Origin of the sequence: Paenibacillus vandeheii (assembly GCF_030433635.1) — a bacterium.
Classification (GTDB): Bacteria; Bacillota; Bacilli; order Paenibacillales; family Paenibacillaceae; genus Paenibacillus; species Paenibacillus vandeheii.
Genome location: NZ_JAROCD010000002.1, coordinates 163,616 through 187,343 on the forward strand (window position 1 = coordinate 163,616; position 23,728 = coordinate 187,343).

General features: G+C 46.2%; 24 protein-coding genes. 12 read left to right on the top strand and 12 right to left on the bottom strand.

Annotation, left to right across the window (positions count from 1 at the left end; all coding sequences use genetic code 11):
* Nucleotides 1-38: 38 nt before the first annotated feature.
* The gene (gene rpoN, locus P5G61_RS03560; RefSeq protein WP_301244559.1) at nucleotides 39-1,346 is read left to right on the top strand and encodes an RNA polymerase factor sigma-54; all 1,308 of its coding nucleotides are present in this window, start codon (nucleotides 39-41) and stop codon (nucleotides 1,344-1,346) included.
* 159 nt (nucleotides 1,347-1,505) lie between these two features.
* On the opposite strand, the gene P5G61_RS03565 is transcribed toward rpoN, so the two are convergent.
* Nucleotides 1,506-2,939, bottom strand: a complete 1,434-nt coding sequence (locus tag P5G61_RS03565) for an aspartate ammonia-lyase (RefSeq protein ID WP_301244561.1) — start codon at nucleotides 2,937-2,939, stop codon at nucleotides 1,506-1,508.
* A gap of 322 nt (nucleotides 2,940-3,261) precedes the next feature.
* On the opposite strand from P5G61_RS03565, the gene P5G61_RS03570 reads away from it, so the two are divergent.
* The 3 genes from P5G61_RS03570 (at nucleotide 3,262) to P5G61_RS03580 (ending at nucleotide 6,510) form a co-directional block, all read left to right on the top strand.
* Nucleotides 3,262-4,539: a methyl-accepting chemotaxis protein gene (locus P5G61_RS03570; RefSeq protein WP_301244563.1), complete on the top strand. Its 1,278-nt coding sequence runs from the start codon at nucleotides 3,262-3,264 to the stop codon at nucleotides 4,537-4,539.
* Between the two features lie 169 nt (nucleotides 4,540-4,708).
* The gene (locus P5G61_RS03575) at nucleotides 4,709-5,554 is read left to right on the top strand and encodes a hypothetical protein (RefSeq protein ID WP_301244565.1); all 846 of its coding nucleotides are present in this window, start codon (nucleotides 4,709-4,711) and stop codon (nucleotides 5,552-5,554) included.
* A gap of 248 nt (nucleotides 5,555-5,802) precedes the next feature.
* Nucleotides 5,803-6,510 (top strand): stalk domain-containing protein, encoded by a 708-nt coding sequence (locus P5G61_RS03580; RefSeq protein ID WP_301244567.1) that lies wholly within the window; start codon nucleotides 5,803-5,805, stop codon nucleotides 6,508-6,510.
* A gap of 106 nt (nucleotides 6,511-6,616) precedes the next feature.
* On the opposite strand, the gene P5G61_RS03585 is transcribed toward P5G61_RS03580, so the two are convergent.
* The gene (locus P5G61_RS03585; RefSeq protein WP_301244569.1) at nucleotides 6,617-7,591 is read right to left on the bottom strand and encodes a ring-cleaving dioxygenase; all 975 of its coding nucleotides are present in this window, start codon (nucleotides 7,589-7,591) and stop codon (nucleotides 6,617-6,619) included.
* Between the two features lie 228 nt (nucleotides 7,592-7,819).
* Between P5G61_RS03585 and P5G61_RS03590 the strand changes: the two genes are divergently transcribed.
* A complete protein-coding gene (locus P5G61_RS03590) occupies nucleotides 7,820-8,581 on the top strand; it encodes a YwaF family protein (protein WP_301244571.1) in 762 nt (253 codons plus the stop codon).
* 156 nt (nucleotides 8,582-8,737) lie between these two features.
* Here P5G61_RS03590 and P5G61_RS03595 read toward each other — a convergent pair whose 3' ends face one another.
* Entirely contained in the window at nucleotides 8,738-9,532 is a 795-nt protein-coding gene (locus tag P5G61_RS03595; protein ID WP_301244573.1) for an SDR family oxidoreductase, read from the bottom strand.
* Between the two features lie 161 nt (nucleotides 9,533-9,693).
* Nucleotides 9,694-9,951 (bottom strand): YqkE family protein, encoded by a 258-nt coding sequence (locus P5G61_RS03600; RefSeq protein WP_301244575.1) that lies wholly within the window; start codon nucleotides 9,949-9,951, stop codon nucleotides 9,694-9,696.
* Between the two features lie 128 nt (nucleotides 9,952-10,079).
* On the opposite strand from P5G61_RS03600, the gene P5G61_RS03605 reads away from it, so the two are divergent.
* On the top strand, nucleotides 10,080-10,262 hold the full coding sequence (locus P5G61_RS03605) for a hypothetical protein (protein ID WP_024632483.1): 183 nt from the start codon (nucleotides 10,080-10,082) through the stop codon (nucleotides 10,260-10,262).
* Nucleotides 10,263-10,443: 181 nt separating this feature from the next.
* On the opposite strand, the gene P5G61_RS03610 is transcribed toward P5G61_RS03605, so the two are convergent.
* Nucleotides 10,444-11,091: a peptidylprolyl isomerase gene (locus P5G61_RS03610; protein ID WP_301244581.1), complete on the bottom strand. Its 648-nt coding sequence runs from the start codon at nucleotides 11,089-11,091 to the stop codon at nucleotides 10,444-10,446.
* Between the two features lie 257 nt (nucleotides 11,092-11,348).
* On the opposite strand from P5G61_RS03610, the gene P5G61_RS03615 reads away from it, so the two are divergent.
* Entirely contained in the window at nucleotides 11,349-12,560 is a 1,212-nt protein-coding gene (locus P5G61_RS03615; RefSeq protein WP_285077896.1) for an MFS transporter, read from the top strand.
* A 169-nt stretch (nucleotides 12,561-12,729) separates the two neighbouring features.
* Here P5G61_RS03615 and P5G61_RS03620 read toward each other — a convergent pair whose 3' ends face one another.
* From P5G61_RS03620 to P5G61_RS03630, 3 genes are all read right to left on the bottom strand, one after another.
* Nucleotides 12,730-12,933 carry a hypothetical protein gene (locus P5G61_RS03620; protein ID WP_285077897.1) on the bottom strand — a complete coding sequence of 68 codons (204 nt, stop codon included), beginning with the start codon at nucleotides 12,931-12,933 and terminating at the stop codon, nucleotides 12,730-12,732.
* 35 nt (nucleotides 12,934-12,968) lie between these two features.
* A complete protein-coding gene (locus P5G61_RS03625) occupies nucleotides 12,969-13,340 on the bottom strand; it encodes a hypothetical protein (protein WP_301244585.1) in 372 nt (123 codons plus the stop codon).
* 200 nt (nucleotides 13,341-13,540) lie between these two features.
* Nucleotides 13,541-13,702, bottom strand: a complete 162-nt coding sequence (locus P5G61_RS03630; RefSeq protein WP_179132824.1) for a hypothetical protein — start codon at nucleotides 13,700-13,702, stop codon at nucleotides 13,541-13,543.
* Between the two features lie 135 nt (nucleotides 13,703-13,837).
* On the opposite strand from P5G61_RS03630, the gene P5G61_RS03635 reads away from it, so the two are divergent.
* Together P5G61_RS03635 and P5G61_RS03640 are read left to right on the top strand one after the other, a co-directional pair.
* Nucleotides 13,838-14,119: a hypothetical protein gene (locus tag P5G61_RS03635; RefSeq protein ID WP_079349793.1), complete on the top strand. Its 282-nt coding sequence runs from the start codon at nucleotides 13,838-13,840 to the stop codon at nucleotides 14,117-14,119.
* 163 nt (nucleotides 14,120-14,282) lie between these two features.
* Nucleotides 14,283-16,184, top strand: coding sequence for a sensor histidine kinase (locus tag P5G61_RS03640; RefSeq protein ID WP_301244588.1), 1,902 nt, complete (start codon nucleotides 14,283-14,285; stop codon nucleotides 16,182-16,184).
* 77 nt (nucleotides 16,185-16,261) lie between these two features.
* On the opposite strand, the gene P5G61_RS03645 is transcribed toward P5G61_RS03640, so the two are convergent.
* Nucleotides 16,262-16,522, bottom strand: coding sequence for an NHLP leader peptide family RiPP precursor (locus P5G61_RS03645; protein WP_256984551.1), 261 nt, complete (start codon nucleotides 16,520-16,522; stop codon nucleotides 16,262-16,264).
* 36 nt (nucleotides 16,523-16,558) lie between these two features.
* A complete protein-coding gene (locus P5G61_RS03650; RefSeq protein WP_301244592.1) occupies nucleotides 16,559-17,506 on the bottom strand; it encodes a hypothetical protein in 948 nt (315 codons plus the stop codon).
* A 220-nt stretch (nucleotides 17,507-17,726) separates the two neighbouring features.
* Between P5G61_RS03650 and P5G61_RS03655 the strand changes: the two genes are divergently transcribed.
* Nucleotides 17,727-18,461, top strand: coding sequence for a hypothetical protein (locus P5G61_RS03655; RefSeq protein WP_301244594.1), 735 nt, complete (start codon nucleotides 17,727-17,729; stop codon nucleotides 18,459-18,461).
* A 41-nt stretch (nucleotides 18,462-18,502) separates the two neighbouring features.
* On the opposite strand, the gene P5G61_RS03660 is transcribed toward P5G61_RS03655, so the two are convergent.
* Nucleotides 18,503-19,765, bottom strand: coding sequence for an acyltransferase (locus P5G61_RS03660; RefSeq protein WP_301244596.1), 1,263 nt, complete (start codon nucleotides 19,763-19,765; stop codon nucleotides 18,503-18,505).
* Between the two features lie 156 nt (nucleotides 19,766-19,921).
* Nucleotides 19,922-20,911, bottom strand: a complete 990-nt coding sequence (locus tag P5G61_RS03665) for an LCP family protein (RefSeq protein WP_301244598.1) — start codon at nucleotides 20,909-20,911, stop codon at nucleotides 19,922-19,924.
* A gap of 184 nt (nucleotides 20,912-21,095) precedes the next feature.
* On the opposite strand from P5G61_RS03665, the gene P5G61_RS03670 reads away from it, so the two are divergent.
* Complete coding sequence (locus P5G61_RS03670; protein WP_301244600.1) at nucleotides 21,096-21,647, top strand: undecaprenyl-diphosphatase; 552 nt, start codon at nucleotides 21,096-21,098, stop codon at nucleotides 21,645-21,647.
* Between the two features lie 204 nt (nucleotides 21,648-21,851).
* Nucleotides 21,852-23,588 (top strand): methyl-accepting chemotaxis protein, encoded by a 1,737-nt coding sequence (locus P5G61_RS03675; RefSeq protein ID WP_301244602.1) that lies wholly within the window; start codon nucleotides 21,852-21,854, stop codon nucleotides 23,586-23,588.
* The last annotated feature ends 140 nt before the right edge of the window (nucleotides 23,589-23,728 follow it).

Below are 23,728 nucleotides of genomic sequence, written 5' to 3' on the forward strand. Positions count from 1 at the left end.
TACTGGAGTTGCTTGAGCATCGCTTAAGGGGGAGACGGATGTTAGGATTTCAGTTGGTGCAGGAGGCGCGTATTCGATTATCGATTACGCCGGAGATGAAGCAATCCATTCATCTGCTGACCTTGTCGGGTCAGGAATTGGCTCGTTATTTGCAGGAGGCAGCAGAAGAAAACCCGGTGCTTGAGCTAGAAGAGCCCTCTGCCCTGCGCACCCGTCTTTCCCGACGATTACATGTGGGGAGTTTCTCTTCTCATGATCCGCTGTTACAGGTAAAAGGGGCCGAACCTACCCTTGAACATCTGTTAATATCCCAGCTTCGGTTGCAGAGTCTCCCACCTTCTTTGGAGAAAACAGCTATATTTTTGGCTGGCTGTGTCAATGAGGATGGCTATCTGACGATGGATCTGACTGAGGTTATGTCGGCAAGGGAGGTACCCATGCCGGAGGCTGAAGCAGCTCTGGAGATCCTTCAGTCGTTAGACCCTGCAGGTGTAGGCGCACGCAATCTGCGTGAATGCTTGTTGCTTCAGATTAGGCGTGATCCATTGGGTAACGAGCATGCGGAGCATATGGTGGAGGAAGGTTTGGAGGAACTGGTTCGTTTCCATCCGGGCAGGGCGGGAACAAGACTGGGGCTTACTTCACAGCAGGCTCAGGCAGCGTACGATTATATTTCCCGTTTGGACCCGAAACCGTGCCGATCCATGGGGTGTACGGAACGTCCACATTACATCGTACCCGATGCTGTTGTGCAAATAAGGAACAATGAAGTTTCACTACGGTTAAACTCGGCGGGTGTGCCGCGTGTATCCCTGAACGAAGCTTGTTGCCGCTGGATCAGGGAAATTGATGCTGACGAGGTCTGGTCAGGTCGGGCAGCTGAGGCAAGAGCGATTATTCGCAGCGTACGCATGCGTCGACGAACGTTGATGCGTGTTCTGGCTGCGACCATGACTGAACAGGAAGCTTTTCTACGTGAAGGACCTGCTGGTTTGAAGCCGCTCAATCTGGCGGTTATTGCCCAGGCCATCGGCATGCATGAGTCGACGGTGAGCCGTACGGTCACTGGCAAATATGTTCAGACACCGCATGGTGTATTTGAACTTAAGGCTTTTTTTGCCTCAGGTCTTGAAACAACGAACGGAGAGATGGCCTCGGCGCCGGCGGTGAAGCTCAGACTGAAAGAGCTGATTCGTTCTGAACGTGCGGAACGCCCTTATTCGGACAGTCAACTCACGGCATTACTGGCGAAGGAAGGTATCGTTATCTCCCGCAGAACCGTTGCGAAATACAGGGAAGAGCTTCAGATTTTGCCTTCACTTGAACGTAAACGTTGGGGTAAATGACCCTGTGGTTCATTTACACAACATAACGTATAAACGAGCAACCCCCGCAGACCGTGAACTCGGTTTGCGGGGGTTGCTCGTTCTTATTTAACAGTGATCAGAAGGATATTCTGTCATCGGAGAGTCAATGTGCATATTCATTCGTTGGACTTAAACAGCCTACAAGCGTTCCATATTACGCAGGAAATGCTCGCCGGCAATCCCTGGAGTAGTCATCTGCTCCGGGTGCAAAATTTCTTCCAGTTCTTCCGGTGTCAGCAGACCCCGTTCCAAAATAATCTCCTGCAAGGTGTTCCCGGTTTTCAGTGCTTCCTTCACAATGGAAGCTGCTACATCATAGCCAAGATGCGGATTCAGCGCTGTAATAACACTGAAGCTCTGCTTCATGATTAACGCACAACGCTCACGGTTCGCTTCCATCTCTTCAACGGCATAACGAGTGAAGACGTCGATGCCATTGTTCATGATTTTAAGCGATTGCAGCAAGTTGAACGCGATAACCGGACCCATGACGTTCAATTCAAATTGACCAGCTTCACAGGCCATGCAGATCGTATGGTCATTCCCCATCACCTGGAAGGATACCTGATTGATCACTTCAGCCATAACCGGATTCACTTTGCCCGGCATAATGGATGAACCTGGCTGACGTGGTGGAAGCCGCAGCTCATTGAATCCTGCACGTGGACCGGAAGCCATCATCCGAATATCGTTACAGATTTTGGACAGACTGACAGCACATACTTTAAGAGCAGCCGACAATTCCAGATAGGCATCCGTATTCTGTGTGGCATCGACGAGGTCCTCAGCCGTTTGCAAATTCAATCCTGTCACATCAGATAGATGCTCCGTGACTTTGACAATGTATTCCGGTTTGGCGTTGAGACCTGTACCTACAGCCGTCGCTCCCAGGTTAATGGTGAGCAGGCGACGATTGGCGAACTCGAGACGTTCGATATCACGTCCAATAACGCGTGCATAGGCACCGAACTCTTGTCCAAGGCGAATAGGCACAGCATCCTGAAGGTGTGTCCGGCCTACTTTGACTACGTCGTTGAATTCCTGTTCTTTTTTGCGGAATGCATCTTGCAGACGTTTCATCGTATCCAGCAACGTTTCAGACAACCGATACGCAGCAATACGCAGTGCAGTTGGGATTACGTCATTGGTGGATTGGGACATGTTCACATGGTTATTCGGGTTACAGTGGAAATAGTCACCCTTGTTCTGCAATAACAGCTCCAATCCACGATTGGCCAAAATTTCGTTCATATTCATATTCATGGAGGTGCCTGCACCGCCCTGAATGGAGTCAACAATAAAATGATCCAGATGATGGCCTTTCATCATTTCTTCAGCAGCCATGACGATGACATCGCCGATTTTGCGTGGCAGCATCTTCAGCTCCATATTCGTAATTGCCGCAGCCTTTTTCACCGCAGCCAGAGCTGTAACCAGCTCCCGGTGTACAGGAACGCCGGTGATCGGGAAGTTCTCTACAGCCCGAATCGTCTGTATTCCATAATAAGCGTAAGCAGGAATTTCTTTTTCTCCAATAAAATCTTTCTCCGTCCTTGTGGACATTGTAGACATTTCGTTCGCCTCCAGTGGCATCCAAAAATAGGTCAGCTCCGGCAATGCCGAAGCGCACTCAGTATATCATTTAAGCAAAATGGATGCCAAGCTAAATCATTTCACCCTTCTTACCGATAAATAATTTAAATTCAGGATATCACCTTGGCAAAACGATTCTCAACTCAACTCGACATTGTTGTCTTATCCATTATGCTCCACTGGAATGAAGTCATGCATGAACGTTTACACAATGATCAATTTGTCGTTTTCAGTGATCTAAATCACATGTAATTTGGTTATCTATTGGTAAAATAGGAAAAAAGGACTATGAGGTGTGAAGATGAAATGGACTTTAGGCGCAAAAACCGTCGCAGGTTTGGTACTGATTTCACTGATTACGTACGGAACTAGCGGTTTTTTTATATTCTTTCTCCAGGACTGGCTCTCGTTCTCTATGCCAAGCTGGTTGTACATCTCCATCGTGCTCATCATGGGCGTGTGCTGGAATGCGATTCTGGGCTGGTTTGCCTCCCGCTGGTTGACTCGTCCAATTGTACATTTGTCCCGTGCGGCACAACAAATCTCATCGGGGGATTTGACGGCTGAAGTTCCAGAGCGGCGTACACAGGATGAAATTACTGTATTATATGATGCTTTTCGCGTAATGGTTTTCAATCTGAGAAGTATTGTAAACGATATTACGGATAGTACACGGACAACCTCGCAGAACGCACAGTCACTCAGTGAAGCAATCGCCCAGGCAGCAGAGCAGATCGAGATGATGTCTGATGCGGTGGATCATATTGCGGTGGGTGTGGAAGAGCAGAAAACGACTTCACATCAGTCGCTGGTTACAGCAGATGAGATGTTGAATGATTTTCAGCGTATGCACAGCCAGTCGATCGGTATGACAGAGATGTCCGGCCAGATGGAACGCTCGGTAGATCATACGAAGCAGACCTTCTCTTCTCTGATGAAAGGAATGGACGAGCTGACGGAATCCCACAATCGTTCCCGTGACATCATGGTGCTGCTCGAGAAGGAAGCCTCGGATATTGAAGCCATTACTCAATCCGTCAAAAACATTGCAGAGGAAACAGGGCTGCTTGCCTTGAATGCTTCCATTGAGGCTGCACGTGCGGGAGAAGAGGGAGCGGGCTTTGCTGTGGTGGCGCAGCAGATTCGTAAGCTCGCAGACGAGAGCAAACAATCGGTGCATCGGATTAATGAGCTGATCAGCCGCGTACAGCAGCGAATTAAGGATACAGCTCAACTGATTCATGAGCAGCACGGTTTGGTTGTTAACGAATCCGAGCGCACGGTCTCGGTTGACCAGACGTTGCAGGAGCTTACAGGTACGGTAGAAGTGTTTATGAAGGGCGCTTATGAAATTGGATCCAAAATTGGGGAACAGACCAGCCGCGTAGAACAGACGCACGGTCATGTGAAGAAGATTCAGGGTAAAGCCGGAACATTCTCGGATGAGGCGAGACGAATTATGGATGCCGCACATGAAGAGACCGCGATTATGCAGGAGATTTCGTCCTCCGCTGAAGAGTTGAGACAGTTAACGGATCGGTTAATGGATAAAACCAGAGCATTTCGGATGCAGCCTTGAGCTGTTTCCGAGATGTTTTTTTGCTTATTATGGTTAAAGCCGAACATTCTTTCGCAAAAACGGAAATTTGTAAAGATTTTTTTATGAAACATTAACAAATTCGCAACGCTTGGGCGATAAATGAAGATATAATAGTAGTATTCCACTACAAATTAAGGAGCCCAGCATATTGAAAACTTGGACAGGTATCCTGCTGATGATTATTTTGGCGGTAGCTACGATTAGTACAACGTCGTCTGCCAGAACCATGAATGAATCGCAAAAACAGCTTAACATAGATGATCAATCCAGCCAGACCTCAGCGGTCGCGGCCTCCAATATGGAAACAATGAATGAAGCAGCGTTTACAACGAAGGAATCGATCCCTGTTAAGGGAGAGTACGTTTCGGTTGCTCCGGAAAATGAGAACGTAAGACTGTACCCCATGAAAGTCGAAGGCTCAGGGTATATATATAACGGAATGGTGTTGGAAGTGAACGGCAAGAAACGAGAATTCGGTAAATGGCAAGGAGAAGGTGGCTCTTACAAACCGGAAGTACACGAACTGGATCTGAATGGAGATGGACAGAAGGAGATTGTTGTGTTGTTTACAGCCGGTCATGGAACAGGAATTTATCTGGGCGAGGCTCATATTATCGATCCAAACACGATGGAAGAGATGAAGATGCAATCGTTGGATGAGATTGTGAAGCAGCATGTAAATTCGAAAGTCAGTGTTACACCAGGTCAGGTTAAGATCAACGTTACCGTTGATGGTGTTCATGCAGAGCCTTCTCTGATGGAGGAAGACACAAGCGAGGGAGTGTATAACGAGGAGCTCAAGTTCGGCGGTGTTGTTTATTACAGTGTGGAGAATGGCAAGTTGGTGGTGTCAGCATCCGGTGCATACGGTATGGGTTTATATGACGGTGATCTGAACTTTACCTATGAACTAAAGGATGGTGAGTGGCAGGCTGTTGAATTGAAGTACAGCACGGAAGAGTATGAAGAGGAGTACTATGAATCTTTTGATTGAATTGATTAATTAGCGAAGAGCGGAATTACGGGTAGTTATGACAAAAAAATATACCCCCATTGTCTTAAATACACAGGGAACCGAGTGAGGCTGAAAAAAATGATGAAACTTTAGCCTCATTTTGTGCTGTCCGAATACAGAACGTATTCCATTAATTTACCAAGAAATGATTGACATTAGCACTTTAATGGTTTAAATGTATAAAGGACTACTGTCATTTTATTTCATACTTTCAGGAGGGATAATTAATGAAGAAAAAGATGGTACTGGGATTAATGGTAGGCACACTTACGCTCGGAATCGGTACTGGGGCACTGGCGGCAACGGGACTGGAGCCAATCAAAGCGTATCTGAACAGCAAGATATCTCTGAAAATGAATGGAGCAACGGTAACCGCCAAAGATGCCAATGGCAAGACTGTTTTGCCGATTACGTATAATGGAACAACTTATCTGCCTGTACGTGCAGTAGGTGACCTGTTGGGTACTGAAATCAGTTATGACAGTGCCAGCTCCTCGGTTATTATTGGCGGCAGTAATGGATCAGCTCCAACGGAAACGAACAAACTGACTTTGAGTTCGCTCGGAGAAACCGTGTTGGGAACGTCTGATTGGCATACCAAAGATCCAGCAGATACTTCCTATAAGGGCAAGGATTACAAAGATGTTTATTTGCATGATGATTCGGTCAAGCTGGGAAACAGCTTCCAAATCATGACGAAAAAAAAATATTCCAAATTACATCTGGAACTGGCAGCAGTAGGTGGTTCTCAGGAAATTAAAATAATGGATGGCAATAATACAACCCTGAAATCTGTATCGCTTGCTGCGGAAGATGGTATGACTGGTGTTGATGTGGATGTATCCAAAACGGACTTTGTGGTTGTCGAGATTGTGGAAGAGACGCCTGGTTCTTCCTTGTTTGTGCCCCTGACTACATCTTATTTGATCAAATAAGATAACTTTATGGAACGTGAAAAACGATTATCGTCTGAACATCAGTCGGGTTTCTCGGGATGATGTACAGCGATAATCGTTTATTTTTTTCTATTGGAATCGTTGATTATCGAATCATGGTATCCAGTGGTTTCAGTTTGGATTCAATCTCTGCCCGGCGGCCTTCAAGGAATGGAGGCAAAGCCAGGGACTCGCCAAGATGAGCCAGTTCTTCATCCGTATCGAAGCCGGGACCGTCGGTTGCAAGCTCGAACAGGATACCGTTTGCTTCACGGAAATACAGGGAGCGGAAGTAGAAACGGTCTACGAAACCGGAGTTCGGGAACTGGAAGTTATGCACGCGTTCCACCCATTGTTTCAGTTCTTCCTCATTGTCCACACGGAAGGCCACATGGTGCACGCTGCCACGTCCCGGGCGTTCTTGAGCGAGGTCATTCCGTTCTTCGACATGCACCTCGGAGCCGCTGCCACCTTCACCGGATTCAAAGACGAGCACATCGGGTTGGCCTGCGACAAAAGCGGGATACGTTCCTTTTTGACGGAAACCGAGCAGTTCGGTAAGGACTGGAGTGGTAAGGGATGCATCTTTAACGGTAAGATGGATTGGGCCTAATCCTACAATGCCATACTCGGCGGGCACAGGGCTTTGATCCCACGGTTTACCGCCTGCAACACCTGTATTATGTTCATCGGAGACGAGAATCAGGCGTTGTCCTTCAAAGTCCGTAAACGAAAGAGTGGCCCGCCCCCCGCGCTCGGTAATTTCTCCATGAGGGACATCGAATTCATCAAAACGTTGTTGCCAGTACGTCAGAGCTGCATCGCTAGGAACACGAAGTGACGTTGCCGAGATGCTGTTCACACCTTCGCGTGTCTGCCCGGCCATTGGAATTTCAAAGAAGGTAAGTTCGGTACCCGGATTCCCTTTTTCATCTCCATAGAAGAGGTGATAGACCGAGACATCATCCTGGTTGACTGTTTTTTTGATCAGTCGCAGCCCCATAACGTTTGTATAAAACCGATAGTTCTCAGCGGCGTGGGCAGTGAGTGCAGATACATGGTGAAGTCCTTTGATTTGCATTATAAATACCTCCTGATAGTTTAATTCTATTTTATAGTATTCTCTTTAAGAAAGTTACTAACTTTAAGTGTGTTTTGTTCTTGAATTTATCTTAACATAAAGATATTTAAAATACAATCCTAATTTAGAATTCCATCTGGACAGTCTACTCATTCAATGCCAAAATGAAAAAGTTAACATTATAGAGATATTTTGTGTTTGTGTAACGAGAAGGAGAGAAGAGGTGCAATGGCATATCCCCAGTGGCTAGACCCTTATGATGCGGAACCTTTTATACTGTTTTCAACTTCACACCTGTGGGCGATCGGTCTGATTGCTGCACTGATTATATTGATGTTCCTGTTACGAAACTGGCTACGCTCATCGTCATCCAACCTACGCCGAACCTTTCGCATTGCTCTGGCCTGTGTCATGTTCGGCTGCGAGATTGTGCTTCAACTATGGTACGTGTATGGAGGCGTGTGGAGCCTGCAGACTTCATTGCCGCTGGAGTTATGCAGTCTGTCACTATTATTATCAGCGCTGCTATTATTGACACGCAGTCGACTGCTGCATTCTGCATTGCTGTTCGCAGGAATAGCAGGAGCCTTGATGGCAATCGTAACGCCTAATCTCGGTTATGCTTATGCCCATTTTCGTTTCATTCAATTTTTTACTGCCCACGCTTGTATTATTCTGGCGCTGCTCTATATGACTTGGGTAGAACAGCTTCGTCCAAGCTGGAGAACTGTGTTGGGTTCAATGATATTTGTGAATGTGGCAGCGTTAGTCGTGTACGGTGTGGATGTTCTGCTTGACACCAATTATATGTTCCTGAGACACAAACCGGATACCCCTTCAGTGCTCGACCTGTTGGGCCCTTATCCCTTGTACATTCTTGGGGAGGAGGTGCTGGCAGCAGTAATGTTTTCCCTGATGTATGTCCTGCTATTTGCGATTCCGGAGCGGTTGAATAACCGAGTGAAGAGAGGAAGGAGTTCAGCGCTCTAGAAAGGCTATTCGAAACCAATGGGAGAGCAAAAGGGAGTTTGTTCTTCGTTCTGCTATAAAGTCATATCTTAAACAAAACATCCCGCAGCAGTCTGAAGAACAAGACCGTTTGCGGGATGTTTGGCTGTTGACTGCTCATTGAGCCTGATATTAGTATTATCCGCGGAGCAAAGATTCCGCACCGTCCACGTAGATCCGAGTCCCTGTCACATGGGAAGATTCGTCGGATGCGAGGAAGAGCACCAGATTGGCGACCTGCTTCGGCGTTCCTGGTTCACCCTTGAGCGGGTGTTCATGCCCCTCCGGGAATTCAACCGGGATCTGTACTTCTTTTAGATCGTCCGAAGGATAGGTGTTGTCATCAATATTCGTATCAATGGCTCCCGGACAGACGGCGTTGACACGGATCTTGTAACGGGCCAGTTCCAATGCAGCCATCTTCGTAAAAGCCGTTTGACCCGCTTTGCTGGAAGCGTATGCAGAGAAGCCGATGCCAGAGAATACGCGGTTACCGTTAATGGAGCTTGTAATAATAATGCTTCCTCCGCGATCTTTCAAATGGGGAATGGCGTACTTCACGGTTGCGAACGTGCCGCGCATATTAATTCCCATCGTCTGATCCCAGTCCTCAGGTTCCATCGTTTCAATTGGAGCCATCGTGCCGTTGATACCCGCATTGGCAAACACAATATCCAGCTGTCCAGCTTGCTCTGCTGCCTGATTGATGGCCTTTTGCACGTTGTCCGGTTTGGATACATCACATTCAATGACGTGGGCTTCTCCGCCTGCATTCTCGATTGTCTGTTTGGTTTCCTCTGCATTCTCCGGGGTCCGGTCCAGCAAGAACACTTTGGCCCCATGTTCAGCGAAACGAATGGCTGTTGCCTGACCAATTCCTGAGCCACCTCCGGTTACAATCGCGACTTTCCCTTGCAAACGTTGTTCAGTCATCCTGATCCCTCCGTATCGTATAGATTGTCAGTCAGTATACTCTCTATCTCTACATACCCGACTAAAGAGTGATGAATCATATGTACCATACAAAAAACAGGACCGTTGAACGGCCCTGTATCGGTAATGTAGATATCATGATAATCTGGATTGCTGCAAAATTATTTATGTTTCTTCCAGTCCATCGAACTGTTATTCAACAGGTACTCAAAGTCATTATCTTTCCGCTTCTGTTCCGCTTTACGAGCTTCTTCCGCCTGCAGGCGTTCCTGCTCTTTGCGGTCTGCCTCGGCCGCCTTGGCTTCATCTGCCTGTGCGTTCAGTTTCTCAAGCACGTCACTGCTTAGCAGATCCTTTAATGTGGTCGGTTTATCCTGTGCTGCTTTGGGAGCAGGGGGGTGTTTTTTGGATTTTGCCATGGAATAATCTCCTTTCAAAAACATAAATCAGCTTCCATTATCGTTCAGTATTCATATTATATCAGGTTCACCCAACCCATTCCATGAAACGGCGGAACAAAAGCAGGATATAGAGGGTGACGTGACGAATGAAAACAGGTATAAATTCATATATTATTACCGATACTGCGACTATTCCCTGGAGAAAGGAGTCGTTGTTCGTGGAAGTAAACCGCAGTTTACTGAAAGGGCTTGCATGGGGTGTTGCTTTCAGCTGTCCGCTATGGATTGCGATCATCGGTTGGTTGCGTTTGATGGGATGGATGTATTGAGAACAGAGGGTTGCAGAGCTGCTGCATATAGAATCGTGCCAGAAGAGGGCATTTTTTATAAAGTCATTTATGTAAACGCTAACATTGAATAAAGCTCTGCCTGGCGAGAATCGCACAGGACAGAGCTTTTGTTTGTCTTACATAGGATGAATCAGAACGACGACTCGTTCAGTTCCACAGGTTAAGGCATTTTTACCGGTTCTGGATACTCCAGACCATGGGTGTCGACAGTGACTTTTTTCATCACTTGATCGTTGACTGGTTTATCGTTTTCACCTATTTGTTGAGCCGCAATGCCATCAACGACATCCATACCTTCTGTGACTTTACCGAATGTGGCGTACTGATTATCCAGGTAGTCAGCATCCGCTAACATGATGAAAAACTGGGAGCCTGCGGAGTCCAGATCATTTGTCCGGGCCATGGAAATGACCCCACGGGTATGATTCAGATGATTTTTGTGCCCATTGGAAGTGAATTCACCCTTAATGGTATATCCTGGTCCACCCGAACCATCACCGTTGGGATCACCACCCTGAATCATAAAACCTGGAATGACGCGGTGAAAGATCAGACCGTCATAGAAACCCTTATTAGCGAGTGAGATAAAATTGTTCACCGTGTTTGGAGCGATCTCTGGATAGAGCTCGATGACGATCTTCTGACCATCTGACATTTCAATGGTGGCTACAGGATTTGGACCAGTAGGTTCCGCTGGAGCCGGTGTTTCCGTCGCGCCGCTTGTAGGGCGCCCACAACCACTAATGACGATAAGCAGCATCGCTAGAACCAGCGACACAGCTGTTGTTTTTTTCCACCGAAAAGACATGAGAACGTTCCCCCTTGCATCTCTGCATAATATATTTAGTCAGAATTATTCTCGGATAATCCCTCAACTATCATACCGTTTTTGCGGACAAGATGGCAATGCAAGGCATGATTCTATGGGCGATAAGGGATGGTGTAAATGCTTACAGAGGTGTAAAATAAGGAAAATGCTTCCGCAGTCAGGGACGTACGGGTCTGTTCCGTCCGCTCCAATACACGGCAGTCCCGTCGTCAGTAACGGAAAGGGCGTGCGGGTATATGGACTTCTCGTGGAAGCGTAATCTGGTGATTTTGTGGATAGGTGTGTTTTTCTGCAGCACCGCTTATTCAATCTCCATCCCATTTCTGCCTTTGTTTTTGAGTGGCGATCTGGGCGTTCGTAATCACCTGGAGTTCTGGTCAGGGCTTGCCTTTGGTATCACGTTTCTGGCAAGTGCCCTGGTGTCTCCCTTCTGGGGATCACTGGCTGACAAATACGGGCGCAAGCCAATGCTGATCCGGTCGGGATACAGCCTTGCGGTTTTGTATTTGATCAATTATTTTGTGCAGGACCCGTATTCACTAATCGTGGTTCGTTTGTTTCAGGGATTGCTCGCTGGGTTTGTACCGGCAGCGATTGCACTGGTCGGTACGAACACACCGGAAGAGAAGACGGGGTATGCGCTTGGCATCATGTCTACCGCCGGGGCAACAGGAGGTATAATCGGCCCATTAATTGGCGGTGTAGTAAGCCATTATTACGGCAACCGGAATGCGTTTTTATTTTCCAGTATCGTTGTATTGGTCTCTGCGTTGATTGCAACCTTCTGGGTAAAAGAAGAGAACTTCAACCGGAACAAGGCTCGTTCTCATGTGATGGATGACATCCGTGAAGCCCGGGCCAATCGATTGTTTATTACGGTGCTTGGCATGATGGGTATATGTACCTTCTCCGTCATGATTCTGGAGCCATTATTGACCGTGTACGTGATGGAAATGGGCATTCAGCCTGATCGTGCTTCTCTCAGCTCGGGAATTATTTTCTCCGCAGTTGGTGTAGCTACGGTCATTATGGCACCGCGTTGGGGTAAAATTGGTTCGCGAATCGGATATGGCAAAGTGCTGATTATTGGCCTTGTGGGTGGGGCAATTGGTAACCTCCTGCAGTTCTTCACTACAGGTTATATAGGCTTCGGCATATTGCGATTTGTGTATGGATTGTTCTTCGCTGCGGTGTTCCCGGCGATCAATGCGATGATTGTGCAAGTGACTGAACCCGGCTTCCGGGGGAGAGCATTCAGCCTGAATCAGTCGGCTTCCCAGATTGGTACGATGGCGGGACCAATTATCGGTGGTGTTCTGGGTGGCTGGTTACCGATTCGCTGGATTTTTATCATCAACGGAGTTGCGCTTCTGATTACCGCCATTGTGGCGAAATGGTCCAGACTGGAACAGAGGTTGCCGGGATCGGGCAAACCTTTGGCGAAGTAGACGAAATGGTTAAATGACTAATCGGATAACAGAGAAATGGGATGGCACTGTAGAGATACGGTGGCCATCTCTTTTTCGGATGAACGCTTTGTCATTGTGAAGAGCACAGCAAAAAGAAACCTCTTGGCGAAGAGGTTTCCTATACGCTCATTGAATGGGTGATACGATCCTATTGATCCTCAGATGTATGTGAATCTTTCCGGTTAACATTCTCCTTCGGAATAGCATGTTCAACAGCATCAAGCTGATCTTCATCCGCTAGAGCTTCTGGAAAGGAATCTTCTGTGAACAATCCAAAATTCGGATCAATATCTCGTTCGGTTACCAGATTTTCCGGCTCATGTACGTGTCGTTTGTGATCATCCTTCATCATGTTTGCACCTCCTAATCAGGCTGTAGCATGAGGATTTAACGCCGGGGTGGAATGTCGTTCTCTGGTTTGGCATCCGCTCCAGCGCCGTTCAGCAGGTCCGTCCCGTGAAGGGCATTGGGGTCGGGTGCGGCCGGATCCACTGGACTATTCGGTTGAATAAGATCAGCATCAGGTACGGATTCGAGTTCAGGCTCCGCTGTCCGTGACTCCAATTCCGGCTCATCCGTAGGCACTAAAGCTACAGGCGGATTCACTGTATTTTCGGTGTCGATACGTCTTCCCGTAACTTCATCAAAAGTGTCTATGTCACCTTCAGGGACTTCGGTTTCTGGTGGAATATCACGGGACCTCTGATAACGGTCGTAGTAACGATCACTCTCTTCATTGCTAATCGGTCTGTCTGACATAAATAACACTCCGTTTCAGTGAAATTATATTTAATGGTTGTTTGTGTAATTGGGCATCCTCTTGAAAAGTTTCTTATCCCGTAGTTACCCAAAGGGCTAATGTTGTAATCTCGCACCCATTATGGTTCCCTTGAATTACCTAAATATGAATATAAGATGAAAGTAAAAGATGTACAAATTACAGAGTCAACTTATATACTTTAAAATTTGGGGAATACATATTTGACCAGAAAGTACAGGAATCCAAAGAAAATAATAATATAAGCCGCATATTTGATAAACGTGGAAGCAACCTTGCTCGAATCCGATTTATGCTGAACATCCTTATGCTCTACCTCTACCGTTTTGTGTGGCTCATTCATTCCAATCATCTCCTTAAGGGTAATTGTTTGCTTTGAGGAACCATTACACCCGGCAGGCACAATTGAATCGCAGACGCCAGTTTTACAGCTGCCTATGTTATGATGAAACATGGATATATGAGGGAGGAATTCCAATTGGATTGGTTTACGCTGGGTAATATGATCACTCGAATCCGAATCGGGCAAAAAGCGTCTACGCCCGGGTTTTCCCGTACGGTTATTCGCCGTCCGGACGGGCTGTTCTGGGTAGGCGGGATATGGTCAGGACAGATTGTCCAGTTGAGGGACTATCTTTTCTCGGATATATGGACCATTTATGACGATGAGGAAACGGAGCAGTGGTTGGAGTATCGCACACAGATCGAACAGAAAGAGCGCGAAATGATTGTGAACCAGTTCGAAGATCTGCGGGAATAACCGACAAAACACTTCGGTTTCAACAATAAAATGGAAATAAAACTATAAATCTACTAAATTGTGAATTTTCATTTTCTTCCAAGAAGGTGACACGTTAAACTATGGCGAATGATAAATGAGAGAACTTGGGGATAGAGAAAATAAGAACTTTGAGGTGCTGTGAATGAAAAATGTGCCCAAAGCTATCATCATCTTATGGATAAGTATGTTGAATATTCTCTGCTTGCCGCATGACTTCGTTTCAGCGACTGCTGGAGAAGTTGACAGACCTGTATCCATAACGGGATGGGAAGTAAAATGGGGGAACGTGCACGATCAGGGATTCATCAGTGAGGTTCAAGGTTCGGAGGAGATCTGGGAGAAGCAAGGTGCAGAGAAGCTGGAATACAGCAGTGTTGAAGCTCCTACAGGTTCCTTGTGGACTCGTGTGACCATTCCTACAATAAGCGAAGAGAGCTCGGCAATCCGTTTTGAGAATATTAAAGGAAATCACATTGTAATCTATCTGGAAGATCGTAAGGTGTATGAGAATTATCATTACAATTATGATAATAACGCGGTGTTGTTACCTCTATCGAGTGAGAATTCAGGTGGGAAACTGTATATATGGTCCGAGAATGAGAAAGGCAGACTTGGCATCTACGGAATGGTTCAGGTTGGGTCTTATGCTACCTTACAGGAAAAGTACATTCACAATGGTCTGCTTGATGTGATACTGGGAGCAACCTTTGTATTCACGGCTCTAACGATGCTGAGCTGCACATTTTTCCTGGGCAAGTTCCATAAAGGGATGTGGATTTCGCTATGTATCGTGATGGGTTCTATCGGAACGATGATTATCACCTATTCGCAATTTTTATATACGTTTTACCAGGTTTACGGGAATCTGTATTCCGTATTGTTTGATCTGGCGATGCTCATGGGCATGCCTGCACTCTGTTATTTTTTTGAACAAATTATCGGACCAGGTCGTTATGGCATCTTTACCAAACTAAGAAAATTTCAAGTCATCTATTCTGGAGTAGCTGTAGCTGCCCTGATGATCGATTTTATTTCAGGCGGTCAATGGGACATGCTCTACAGTTTGTTGGTTCAGAACGTGATTGGATTCATTCTCGTAATCCTGTTAAGCATCTTAATGATCGGTACCATCTCCAAAGCGCTTCAACGGAGCAGGGAAGCTCTATTGCTTGCTACAGGATTCGGCACATTTGCCTTAATCAGTGTTGCTGAACTACTGTGGTATTACCAGCGTAATGAAACATATCATCTGATATGGTGGAAATGGTCGATGGTTGCTTTTATTATCTCACTTATTGCCATACTGGGAAGCAGATTTGCTGAAAAACATACCAAAGTGCTTGAATACTCGAAAGAGTTGGAATTGTTTAATAATGAATTGCAGCGATCCGAGAAAATGGAGATTATTAGCGAACTGGCAGCGTCGGTTGCTCATGAGGTTCGTAATCCGCTGCAGGTGACACGAGGATTCCTTCAGCTCATGACAGAGCAGGAAGACAACAAAAACAAGGGGTACGTGCGGATTGCTCTGGAGGAGCTTGATCGGGCTTCCGGCATTATTACCGACTTCCTGACGTTCGCCAAACCAGAGTTTGATCATATTATCTCCCTGAATATCGCAGATGAATTTAACCATATTGAAGGTATTCTTGTACCGATGGCTAATCTCGAAGGGGGTAAAATAACAACTGACATTCCGCCAGATCTATGGATTAGAGGGAACTCTTCCAAGTTCAAACAGGCCTTTATTAATATTATTAAGAACAGTATTGAAGCTCTGCAAGGACAGGGCCAGATTGATATTTGGGCTTATGCCCAGGATGGGGTCATTAAGGTACATGTTAGAGATAACGGCGAAGGCATGGATGAGGAAGCGTTGGTCCGCCTTGGTGAGCCTTATTTCTCGAACAAAATTAAGGGGACAGGCCTTGGCATGATGGTGACCTTCCGTATCGTTGAAGCCATGCATGGGCAGATCAGCTTTACAAGCACAAAAGGGGTAGGAACAGAAGCTGTTGTATCTTTTGCCGCGTTCGTCGAATGACGAGCGGCAGAAGTGTACAATGGCTTTTTTGTTCGCTACCCCTTCTGTATTCAATTTACATATTTAATCTAGTTCGTTTAGCTTCTCCACGGTCCGCAATTCACATCATATTGTACTTTGGATGGATTGGGAGGAATTACGAGAACATAGTCGTTCTGTTGTTCTTCAACGGTACGGACTTGAACGTGCTCAGGAATATCAATGCCAAATGCTTCACGAAGCGCTTGCTTCGGGTTGGAGTGCAGTTGTTGTCTGAAGTGCTCATCTGTCCAGGCCTTTTCAATAATATCCTCGTGCAACGTTTTCTCTGATACCATCATCGTCAACATTCCCTTCATATTTAAAATTCAACTGTACCAGCTCTTCAATTATGATTAGGACAAATGTTGTTTCTCGCTGATCCAGTAATGAAACCCGCCTTGAAGAAGCATTTTTTTGTGCTGTTCAATGTCCTGAACAGCTTGTCCCAGAATGTCGCATAAGTAGGAATTAAACGCTTCAAGATGCGAAATACCCGAGTTAGAAGATGTCAGTCTGATGTTATATCGCTGAGCAATGTCTACATAGGAGTTCATGAATTGAGTATTGTATACATTGTCATGTACACGTTCGCTTACAGGATGAACCGGATAGTTATGTTCCAGTGCTGCGGATATGTGGGAGAGGAAGCTGTTGTAATTTCCATGCACAGCATCTTGTTTCGTGTCTGTAAAGTCATCTGTCATCTGGAGAGTCATCAGTGCAATGTTGACGGCAGAACACACCGGAGTAATGCGATGCTTCTGTTCCAAAAGAAGGAGTGAGCCAGCAGCTCCAAGCTGAAGTGGGGCGGCTTTTTGGGCAATTAAAAGCGGGCTTCTCTTGAAATAATCGATGGAGTTCTCACCGGTGACGCTCATAGCCCAATCCTCGACATACTGTCTGAAATACGTCCAGAACGGGGATGAAAGGCTGAATAGCTCTGAATAGGCACAGATGGCATCGACGTAATACAGATTACCCAGTGACAATTTCAGTGTCACATCTTCGGGACGTTCGTCCATAACTTCATCCTGATTCAAAAAATATAACATATGCATGAGGCAGGCAGTACTCAGTTTGTGTGCTTTCTCTGGAGGTAGTCCATCCGAGAGCTGCAACCACAACGGAATAATGTAGCCGATGTAGCTGTGACCCGAATCTCGTAACAAAGGATTGACCAAATGAATTTGTTCTAGTGCATGTTCTGACATTGGTTCAGGATATTTCTGTACCAGCTGCTCTGCCGCAGCGAACACCACCTCCACATCGGATCTAAACGGATCAAACCATTCTCTCCGCATCGTTTGGTTACGCCCTTCCCGTGATAAAGTGATTAAGGACTATTTGACTAGATCATGAAGTTACTTTCAGTATACCGGAAAAGAATAGAAAAAAATAGGAGGTTTTGTGATGAATTGTGAAAAAAACAATGACATTTTGTATTTTTATGGCATAAAAAAGCGGAAGTTAGGCTCAAACTAAGAAAGCACAGGATTTTGACATACGAAAGGAAGAAGAGAAATGAAATACCATTGGAAGAAATGGATGGCGGCCGGACTGGCAGCCGTATTTATAACAGCAGCAACCGGCTATACGGCATTCGCTGATCCAAATGGATCTGTTGAAGATCATGTGTCGACACCATCCTCCTCCACGAATCAGACCAAGCCATGCATGCAGGCAGGTCACGGCCTGTTTATGATTGGAGAAACCGCAGATTTGCTCGGCATTGGGCTCCGGGATTTAAAGGAACAGATGGAGCTTGGCAAAACGCTGACTCAGATTGCCAAGGAACGCAAGGGACTTAGTGAAGATCAATTGTTGGAGAAGCTGAAGCCTTCCCTCTCTCAGCGATTGGATAAAGCAGCCGAAGAAGGCTGTCTCACGAAGGAGCAGGCAGCAGCAGCCAAAGCGGGTATGGATACCAAGCTGAAAAAGGTAATCAATACACCACTGCGGGAATTAAGACGTGATTTTGCTCACCATGGTAACAGACGTCCAATGATGGACAAGGGCGCTATTGCCCGCTTTATCGGCATCACCCCGGAGCAGCTCCATCAGCAGCTTCAGAGCGGGAAGTCCCTGGCTGAGATTGCCCAGGCAAAAGGCATCAGCGAAACGCAGCTGGTTGACAAGCTGAAGGAGCAATTGACAGGTGACCTGAAAAGATTCGTTAACCAGAAGGGCAATGTACTCCAAGCCCCTGGTCCTCACGAACCTGTACCCGGAAAATCCGCTTCTACAGAAGTGAAGTAAAAAAGAGCGTCTTCCTCAAGGGAGACGCTTTTTCTATACGACTAAGACTGGCTGGTTTCCGGACTGCGATTGGCGCTGGCTGACGGATTGCGCTCGGGTGAACTTGTTCTGCCCGTGCCCGGAATAACAGCATGATGCAAGCGACGGCCTGGGCGCTTCTTCCGTTGTAATCCTACGGTAAAGCGAGAACCCGGAAGTTTGGAAAGTCCCCAGCTGATGGCAAGAGCCGTCGCCACGGTGACGAGAAACGACAACAACGTTACGGGCAGATGCCATCCGGTAAGCATAAGTGGCCGGGTAATATACGCGATGCAGTATAGAACCAGTGCATGAACAAGATAGCCTCCAAACGAATATCGGCCAATCCACGTCAGGAGACGCTGAAATGGGGTATCTTTGCCTCGCAGCAGTACCAGGAACCCATAGAACATAAACATCTGAGCCATGATGATAATGAATGTCGTCGGTTTCAGATAGGTTGAGATATTCAGGTTAACGACATCCCCTGACCCCCGCAGCACATCGTATCCAAGCCAGATGTACATTCCGATAAACAGACAGATCATCCAGGGCAATGCCCTCGCAGTCCAACCCCTCCAGCTATCCACGGACCACGCACATACTGCACCCAGCAAAAAGTAGAACCAGTACATAACCCATGAATAGGAACGATACTGAAGCAGGCCTGCCCAGGGCTGTGGCAGAGATGCTGTCCATCCTGCCATGTCGTAGTAGGACCATTTCATAAGCAATGTGTATAATGCCATTCCAATGAGAACCAACATAATAATCGATTGCATCGGTGTGAAAAGAGTAACTTTTTCAATACGTCTTTGAATGAACTTTGCTCCCTTAAGAAACAGGGGGAACAAAATATAGAACTGAAACACCATAATCACAAACCACAGATGATATGCCGTCTGGGGGAGGAACAGTTCCCGAACGAGACTACGGAAGTCCGGCATACCCGAAAGCCAGAACTCAGGGGTAAATACCCGGACAAACAACCAGTAGATGAACGTCCATACCACAAAGGGCACATAGATATCACCAAACCGTTTGCGGATAAACCGGGGGTAATCCGGTTTGGTGTGACTGTGATGGTAGAAGAGCATTACACCAGCCAGAAAGACGAATGTCGGCGTACCAAAACGAGTCAGATGATAAATCATGGTCAGCATGACGGAATCAGGTTGTTCAATATCGGCGCGATATATATATTCCGCGATGTTATGCTGCATCACAATGGCGAGAAATGCAAGGCCGCGCAGTTGTGTCCATTCCACGATTCGCGGTTTATTCACGTGTAATCCTCCTTCTGTAACCGGAATTCATCATTTAAGGGTACATGCTGAACATTAAGGCTGCATTAAATGGGGGAAATAGGTACAAAAAAAGACGGCGTTCGCCGTCTTTTAATCAAATTAGCCTATGCTATCATTGCTTCATTTTCATTTAATTCAGTTCAAGTCCTGTACCTTCGTTGAATCATCCTCTGAAGATTTGGCATCTTCCTCAAACAGATTCTGAATGTACGCCTGGAGTTTCGGTTTATTCACACCGAGTACCTGAGCAGAACCTGCAAGCTCATTGGTTAGCAGCTTGTTAGGAGGAATCTGCTGTTTATCAATTTCATTCACATTAATATCAAATCCGAGCGAAGCCAGTTTTAACATTTGTGTTGGACTGAGGTCTGTCTCGATATATGGAGCGACAGCTTCCAATATTTCAGGGATTTTGAAGAGCGAAGTGGTGCTTTGCATCTTCTTGGCCAGCTCAGTCATGAAAATCCGCTGCCGTTCGGTACGCGTAAAGTCCGAGGTGGCATCGTGCCGGAACCGGACATACTGCAGGGCAGTCTTGCCATCCATATGCTGAAGTCCTTTTTTGAGGTCAATATCGTACATATGTTTATCTGCTTTGCTGGTATAATACATGTCTTTCTCCACATCAATGTCGATCCCGTCCACAGCATCAACCAGCGCCATGAATCCGATAAAATCGGTATACACGTAATGCTGAATAGGGATGCCGAGCAAGTCACCGACCGTTTGTTTGGTTAATTCCGCTCCACCGTAGGAGAAGGCTGCATTGAGTCTGCTCTTGCCATGTCCAGGAATCTCAACATATGTATCCCGCAGTATAGAGAAGAGATGGGCTTTCTTGGATACCGGATCAATGGACGCGACCATGACTGAGTCTGAACGGCCCGGATCATCTCCTCTGGTGTCACCTCCAAGCAGCAAAATGTTAACTCGTTCCTTCCCTTCCCATTTGGGAACAGGGGTAGTTGGGGTGTCTGTATTTTTGTTTTTGTCAGAAGAGGAGGTGTCCGAAGCGGTTGAGATGCTATTGGCAAAATGAACGATCGAGTATCCGTAATATACAATGACACCCGCTATGGCGAGTGCCAGGGTTAGGGAGGTCCCCCATAACCATTTCTTAAGCATAATCTTCACCTTTCTATGAATGAACTATTATGTAACCCAAACTAGTTTAACAAAAAGTAAGAGAATTGTCCTCTTTGATTTCGAAAGTTCGGCTACCAAGCGATATGTTTGACAAATAGTTAGTGTATATTTATTATGTAAAAAATAATCGTGTTTTGTGTAATGGAGGTATTAAACGACTGTTATGAATCAATCTGTATTTAATTGGATCAACCAGTTTGCAGACCGAATTCCGTTTCTGGACTGGTTTATGATTACATCTGCTGAATATGCGGTTTGGGTTATGATAGGACTGCTAGTGATTGTGTGGTTTCTTGGTAATCCGTCTAAACAACGAATTGTGTTTTATGCGTGTGTAGCCTCGATAATAGCGCTGGGTCTGGCAAAATGGGGAATTTCACCTGCGGTAGGTCATCCAAGGCCGTTCGTGGAAGGCACCGTGAATCAACTGGTTCCGCATGTGCCAGATCCATCTTTTCCAAGTAAACATGCTTCCTTTGTATTCGCGCTAGCTGCTGCTTCGTTTTTTATCGGTCGACGATTCGGAGCATGGATGCTGTTGCTTGCTGTGTTGACAGGAGTCTCGCGTGTCTACGTAGGTGTACATTACCCTGGGGATATTCTGGGCGGATTCATTCTGGGTAGTCTGGTCAGTGTAATCCTGATTGCTACGCGTAATTATACCAAGTCGATTCCCGATTTTTTCATTAACATTCATCGGCGGGTGTTTCGTTAGTTCTGGAACGTATATGTTTGAGATGAGAGGTACATTCGTATAGAGTCCCAAGTTCCTTGGCATAGCCAAAGAGTTGGGGCTTTTTTTGCGTTAATTTCGGAGTTACATGAAATTTCTGAAAATCGAATTCGGATATCTACAATTCATGACGTTAGGTGTCGATATATTATATTAGTTATGCGCTAAAGCTAAGGAGTGGGGAATATGAAAGGTTCGCGGGGAAAAATGATGGGGAAGTTTAGATTTACAATTCGGATGAAGTTACTGACTGGATTTTTAATGGTTGTGGCGTTGCTTGTTTTTGTCAGCATATATGCGCTCACCCAAATCCATGGTATGTCAAACAAAGCCGATGATGTGGACAAGACATGGATGCCCAGTGTATCTTTGTTGGGCCAGATGAATGGGGACATATCCGATGTGGAGCGGCTTGCTCTGGCCATCATTGTTGAACAGGATGAAAATGAAACTGCCAAGCTGAATGAATCTCTGGAACAGCTCCTGGTCAAGATTGAGGATGAACGTAAACAGCTGCTAGTCTTCATTGAAAACAATGCAGAGGCAATGAAACTTTACAATGAGTTCAGTACGAACTACGAGGACTATATCGCAAAAATGCCCGCATTCATTGAATTAGGCTTGAATAACAATTACAACGAAGCCAGCAAACTACACACTGCGGCTTATTCATTATGGTATTCAGCCAACGATACCATTGCCCAATTGATTGTAATGGGGAATGAAGGATCAGATTCGGCTACGAATGCATCGGTTGATCTGGCCAAAAAAGCATTTAATATTATTTTGGGAGTAACCATTGTTGCTTTTCTGATGGCTATGTTTATTGCCTTCTTCATTGCAAGCATCATCTCACGTCCAATTCAGAAGATGAATGCAGCGGCGATGTTGATTGCAGGTGGGGATCTGACTAGTGAGAAGATCGTGCTCAAGAACAAGGATGAACTGGGAACGCTGGCTGATTCCTTCAATACGATGACAGGCAACCTGCGGGAGATGATTCAATCTGTATCGATGACATCCGAACAGGTAGCTGCTTCCTCGGAAGAACTTCTGGCAAGTGCAGAACAGAACACCAGAGCATCGGAACAGATCTCCGAAACGGTTGAAGAATTGGCCGTGGGTACATCCGATCAAGTAGATATGGTGAAGCGTTCTTCCCAGGCGATGAGTGAAATGGCTCTTGGTTCGGAACAAATTGCCGAGCTTGCTCAAAGTGTATCCGTATCTGCTGTTGATGCAGCGAATCAGTCTGCCGAAGGAAATATGATTATTCAGCAGGCTGTTGAACAGATGGGTTCTGTTCGTAATTCCATTGCCTCGCTGACAGAACTGGTTACAGGGTTGGGAGAACGTTCCGCAGAGATTGGTACCATTACCGAGGTTATCAACAATATTGCTCGTCAGACCAATCTTCTTGCATTGAATGCAGCGATTGAAGCGGCACGTGCAGGGGAGCACGGGCGTGGTTTTGCGGTCGTAGCTGGAGAAGTGCGGAAGCTGGCAGAGGAGTCTTCTACATCTGCACAACGGATTACGGATCTTGTGCAATTAATTCAAAAGGATACGGATCATGCCGTGCAGGCTGTGAAAGTGAACAGCAATGAAACGGAGGCCGGAATTGAGATTGTAACCGCGGCAGGACAAGCATTTGAGCAGATTTCAAACGTAGTGAACAAGGTTGCTGGTGAAATTCAGGAAGTATCCGCAGGTTCGGAGGAAATGTCAGCAAGTACGAATGAAGTTGTAGGTTACGTGGATCAGATCTCCAACATAGCTGGAGAAGCAGCAGGTGGCGTGCATAATGTATCTGCCGCAACCCAGCAGCAGCTGGCTTCAATGGAAGAGATTGCTTCATCCGCGGGCTCTTTGTCCAAAATGGCAGAAGAGTTGCAGGAGCAAATCAACAAATTCAGAGTGTAAACGATCCAAAAGACGGGTGTTCAGACTGAATAATGGAATTGATTATAATTCAGCCTGTACCAAGGGTGATACGAATTATCAGGACTGTTTCTCATATCGCGTTCATGCGATATGAGAAACAGTCTTTTTTTGTCATATCA

What these genes read in the sequence shown, in the direction of transcription:
- rpoN (WP_301244559.1), top strand. Translation starts at nt 39, where the DNA reads ATGTTAGGATTTCAGTTGGTGCAGGAGGCGCGTATTCGATTATCGATT.
- P5G61_RS03565 (WP_301244561.1), bottom strand. Translation starts at nt 2,939, where the DNA reads ATGTCTACAATGTCCACAAGGACGGAGAAAGATTTTATTGGAGAAAAA.
- P5G61_RS03570 (WP_301244563.1), top strand. Translation starts at nt 3,262, where the DNA reads ATGAAATGGACTTTAGGCGCAAAAACCGTCGCAGGTTTGGTACTGATT.
- P5G61_RS03580 (WP_301244567.1), top strand. Translation starts at nt 5,803, where the DNA reads ATGAAGAAAAAGATGGTACTGGGATTAATGGTAGGCACACTTACGCTC.
- P5G61_RS03585 (WP_301244569.1), bottom strand. Translation starts at nt 7,591, where the DNA reads ATGCAAATCAAAGGACTTCACCATGTATCTGCACTCACTGCCCACGCC.
- P5G61_RS03590 (WP_301244571.1), top strand. Translation starts at nt 7,820, where the DNA reads ATGGCATATCCCCAGTGGCTAGACCCTTATGATGCGGAACCTTTTATA.
- P5G61_RS03595 (WP_301244573.1), bottom strand. Translation starts at nt 9,532, where the DNA reads ATGACTGAACAACGTTTGCAAGGGAAAGTCGCGATTGTAACCGGAGGT.
- P5G61_RS03600 (WP_301244575.1), bottom strand. Translation starts at nt 9,951, where the DNA reads ATGGCAAAATCCAAAAAACACCCCCCTGCTCCCAAAGCAGCACAGGAT.
- P5G61_RS03605 (WP_024632483.1), top strand. Translation starts at nt 10,080, where the DNA reads ATGAAAACAGGTATAAATTCATATATTATTACCGATACTGCGACTATT.
- P5G61_RS03610 (WP_301244581.1), bottom strand. Translation starts at nt 11,091, where the DNA reads ATGTCTTTTCGGTGGAAAAAAACAACAGCTGTGTCGCTGGTTCTAGCG.
- P5G61_RS03615 (WP_285077896.1), top strand. Translation starts at nt 11,349, where the DNA reads ATGGACTTCTCGTGGAAGCGTAATCTGGTGATTTTGTGGATAGGTGTG.
- P5G61_RS03620 (WP_285077897.1), bottom strand. Translation starts at nt 12,933, where the DNA reads ATGATGAAGGATGATCACAAACGACACGTACATGAGCCGGAAAATCTG.
- P5G61_RS03625 (WP_301244585.1), bottom strand. Translation starts at nt 13,340, where the DNA reads ATGTCAGACAGACCGATTAGCAATGAAGAGAGTGATCGTTACTACGAC.
- P5G61_RS03630 (WP_179132824.1), bottom strand. Translation starts at nt 13,702, where the DNA reads ATGAATGAGCCACACAAAACGGTAGAGGTAGAGCATAAGGATGTTCAG.
- P5G61_RS03640 (WP_301244588.1), top strand. Translation starts at nt 14,283, where the DNA reads ATGAAAAATGTGCCCAAAGCTATCATCATCTTATGGATAAGTATGTTG.
- P5G61_RS03645 (WP_256984551.1), bottom strand. Translation starts at nt 16,522, where the DNA reads ATGAAGGGAATGTTGACGATGATGGTATCAGAGAAAACGTTGCACGAG.
- P5G61_RS03650 (WP_301244592.1), bottom strand. Translation starts at nt 17,506, where the DNA reads ATGCGGAGAGAATGGTTTGATCCGTTTAGATCCGATGTGGAGGTGGTG.
- P5G61_RS03655 (WP_301244594.1), top strand. Translation starts at nt 17,727, where the DNA reads ATGAAATACCATTGGAAGAAATGGATGGCGGCCGGACTGGCAGCCGTA.
- P5G61_RS03665 (WP_301244598.1), bottom strand. Translation starts at nt 20,911, where the DNA reads ATGCTTAAGAAATGGTTATGGGGGACCTCCCTAACCCTGGCACTCGCC.
- P5G61_RS03670 (WP_301244600.1), top strand. Translation starts at nt 21,096, where the DNA reads ATGAATCAATCTGTATTTAATTGGATCAACCAGTTTGCAGACCGAATT.
- P5G61_RS03675 (WP_301244602.1), top strand. Translation starts at nt 21,852, where the DNA reads ATGAAAGGTTCGCGGGGAAAAATGATGGGGAAGTTTAGATTTACAATT.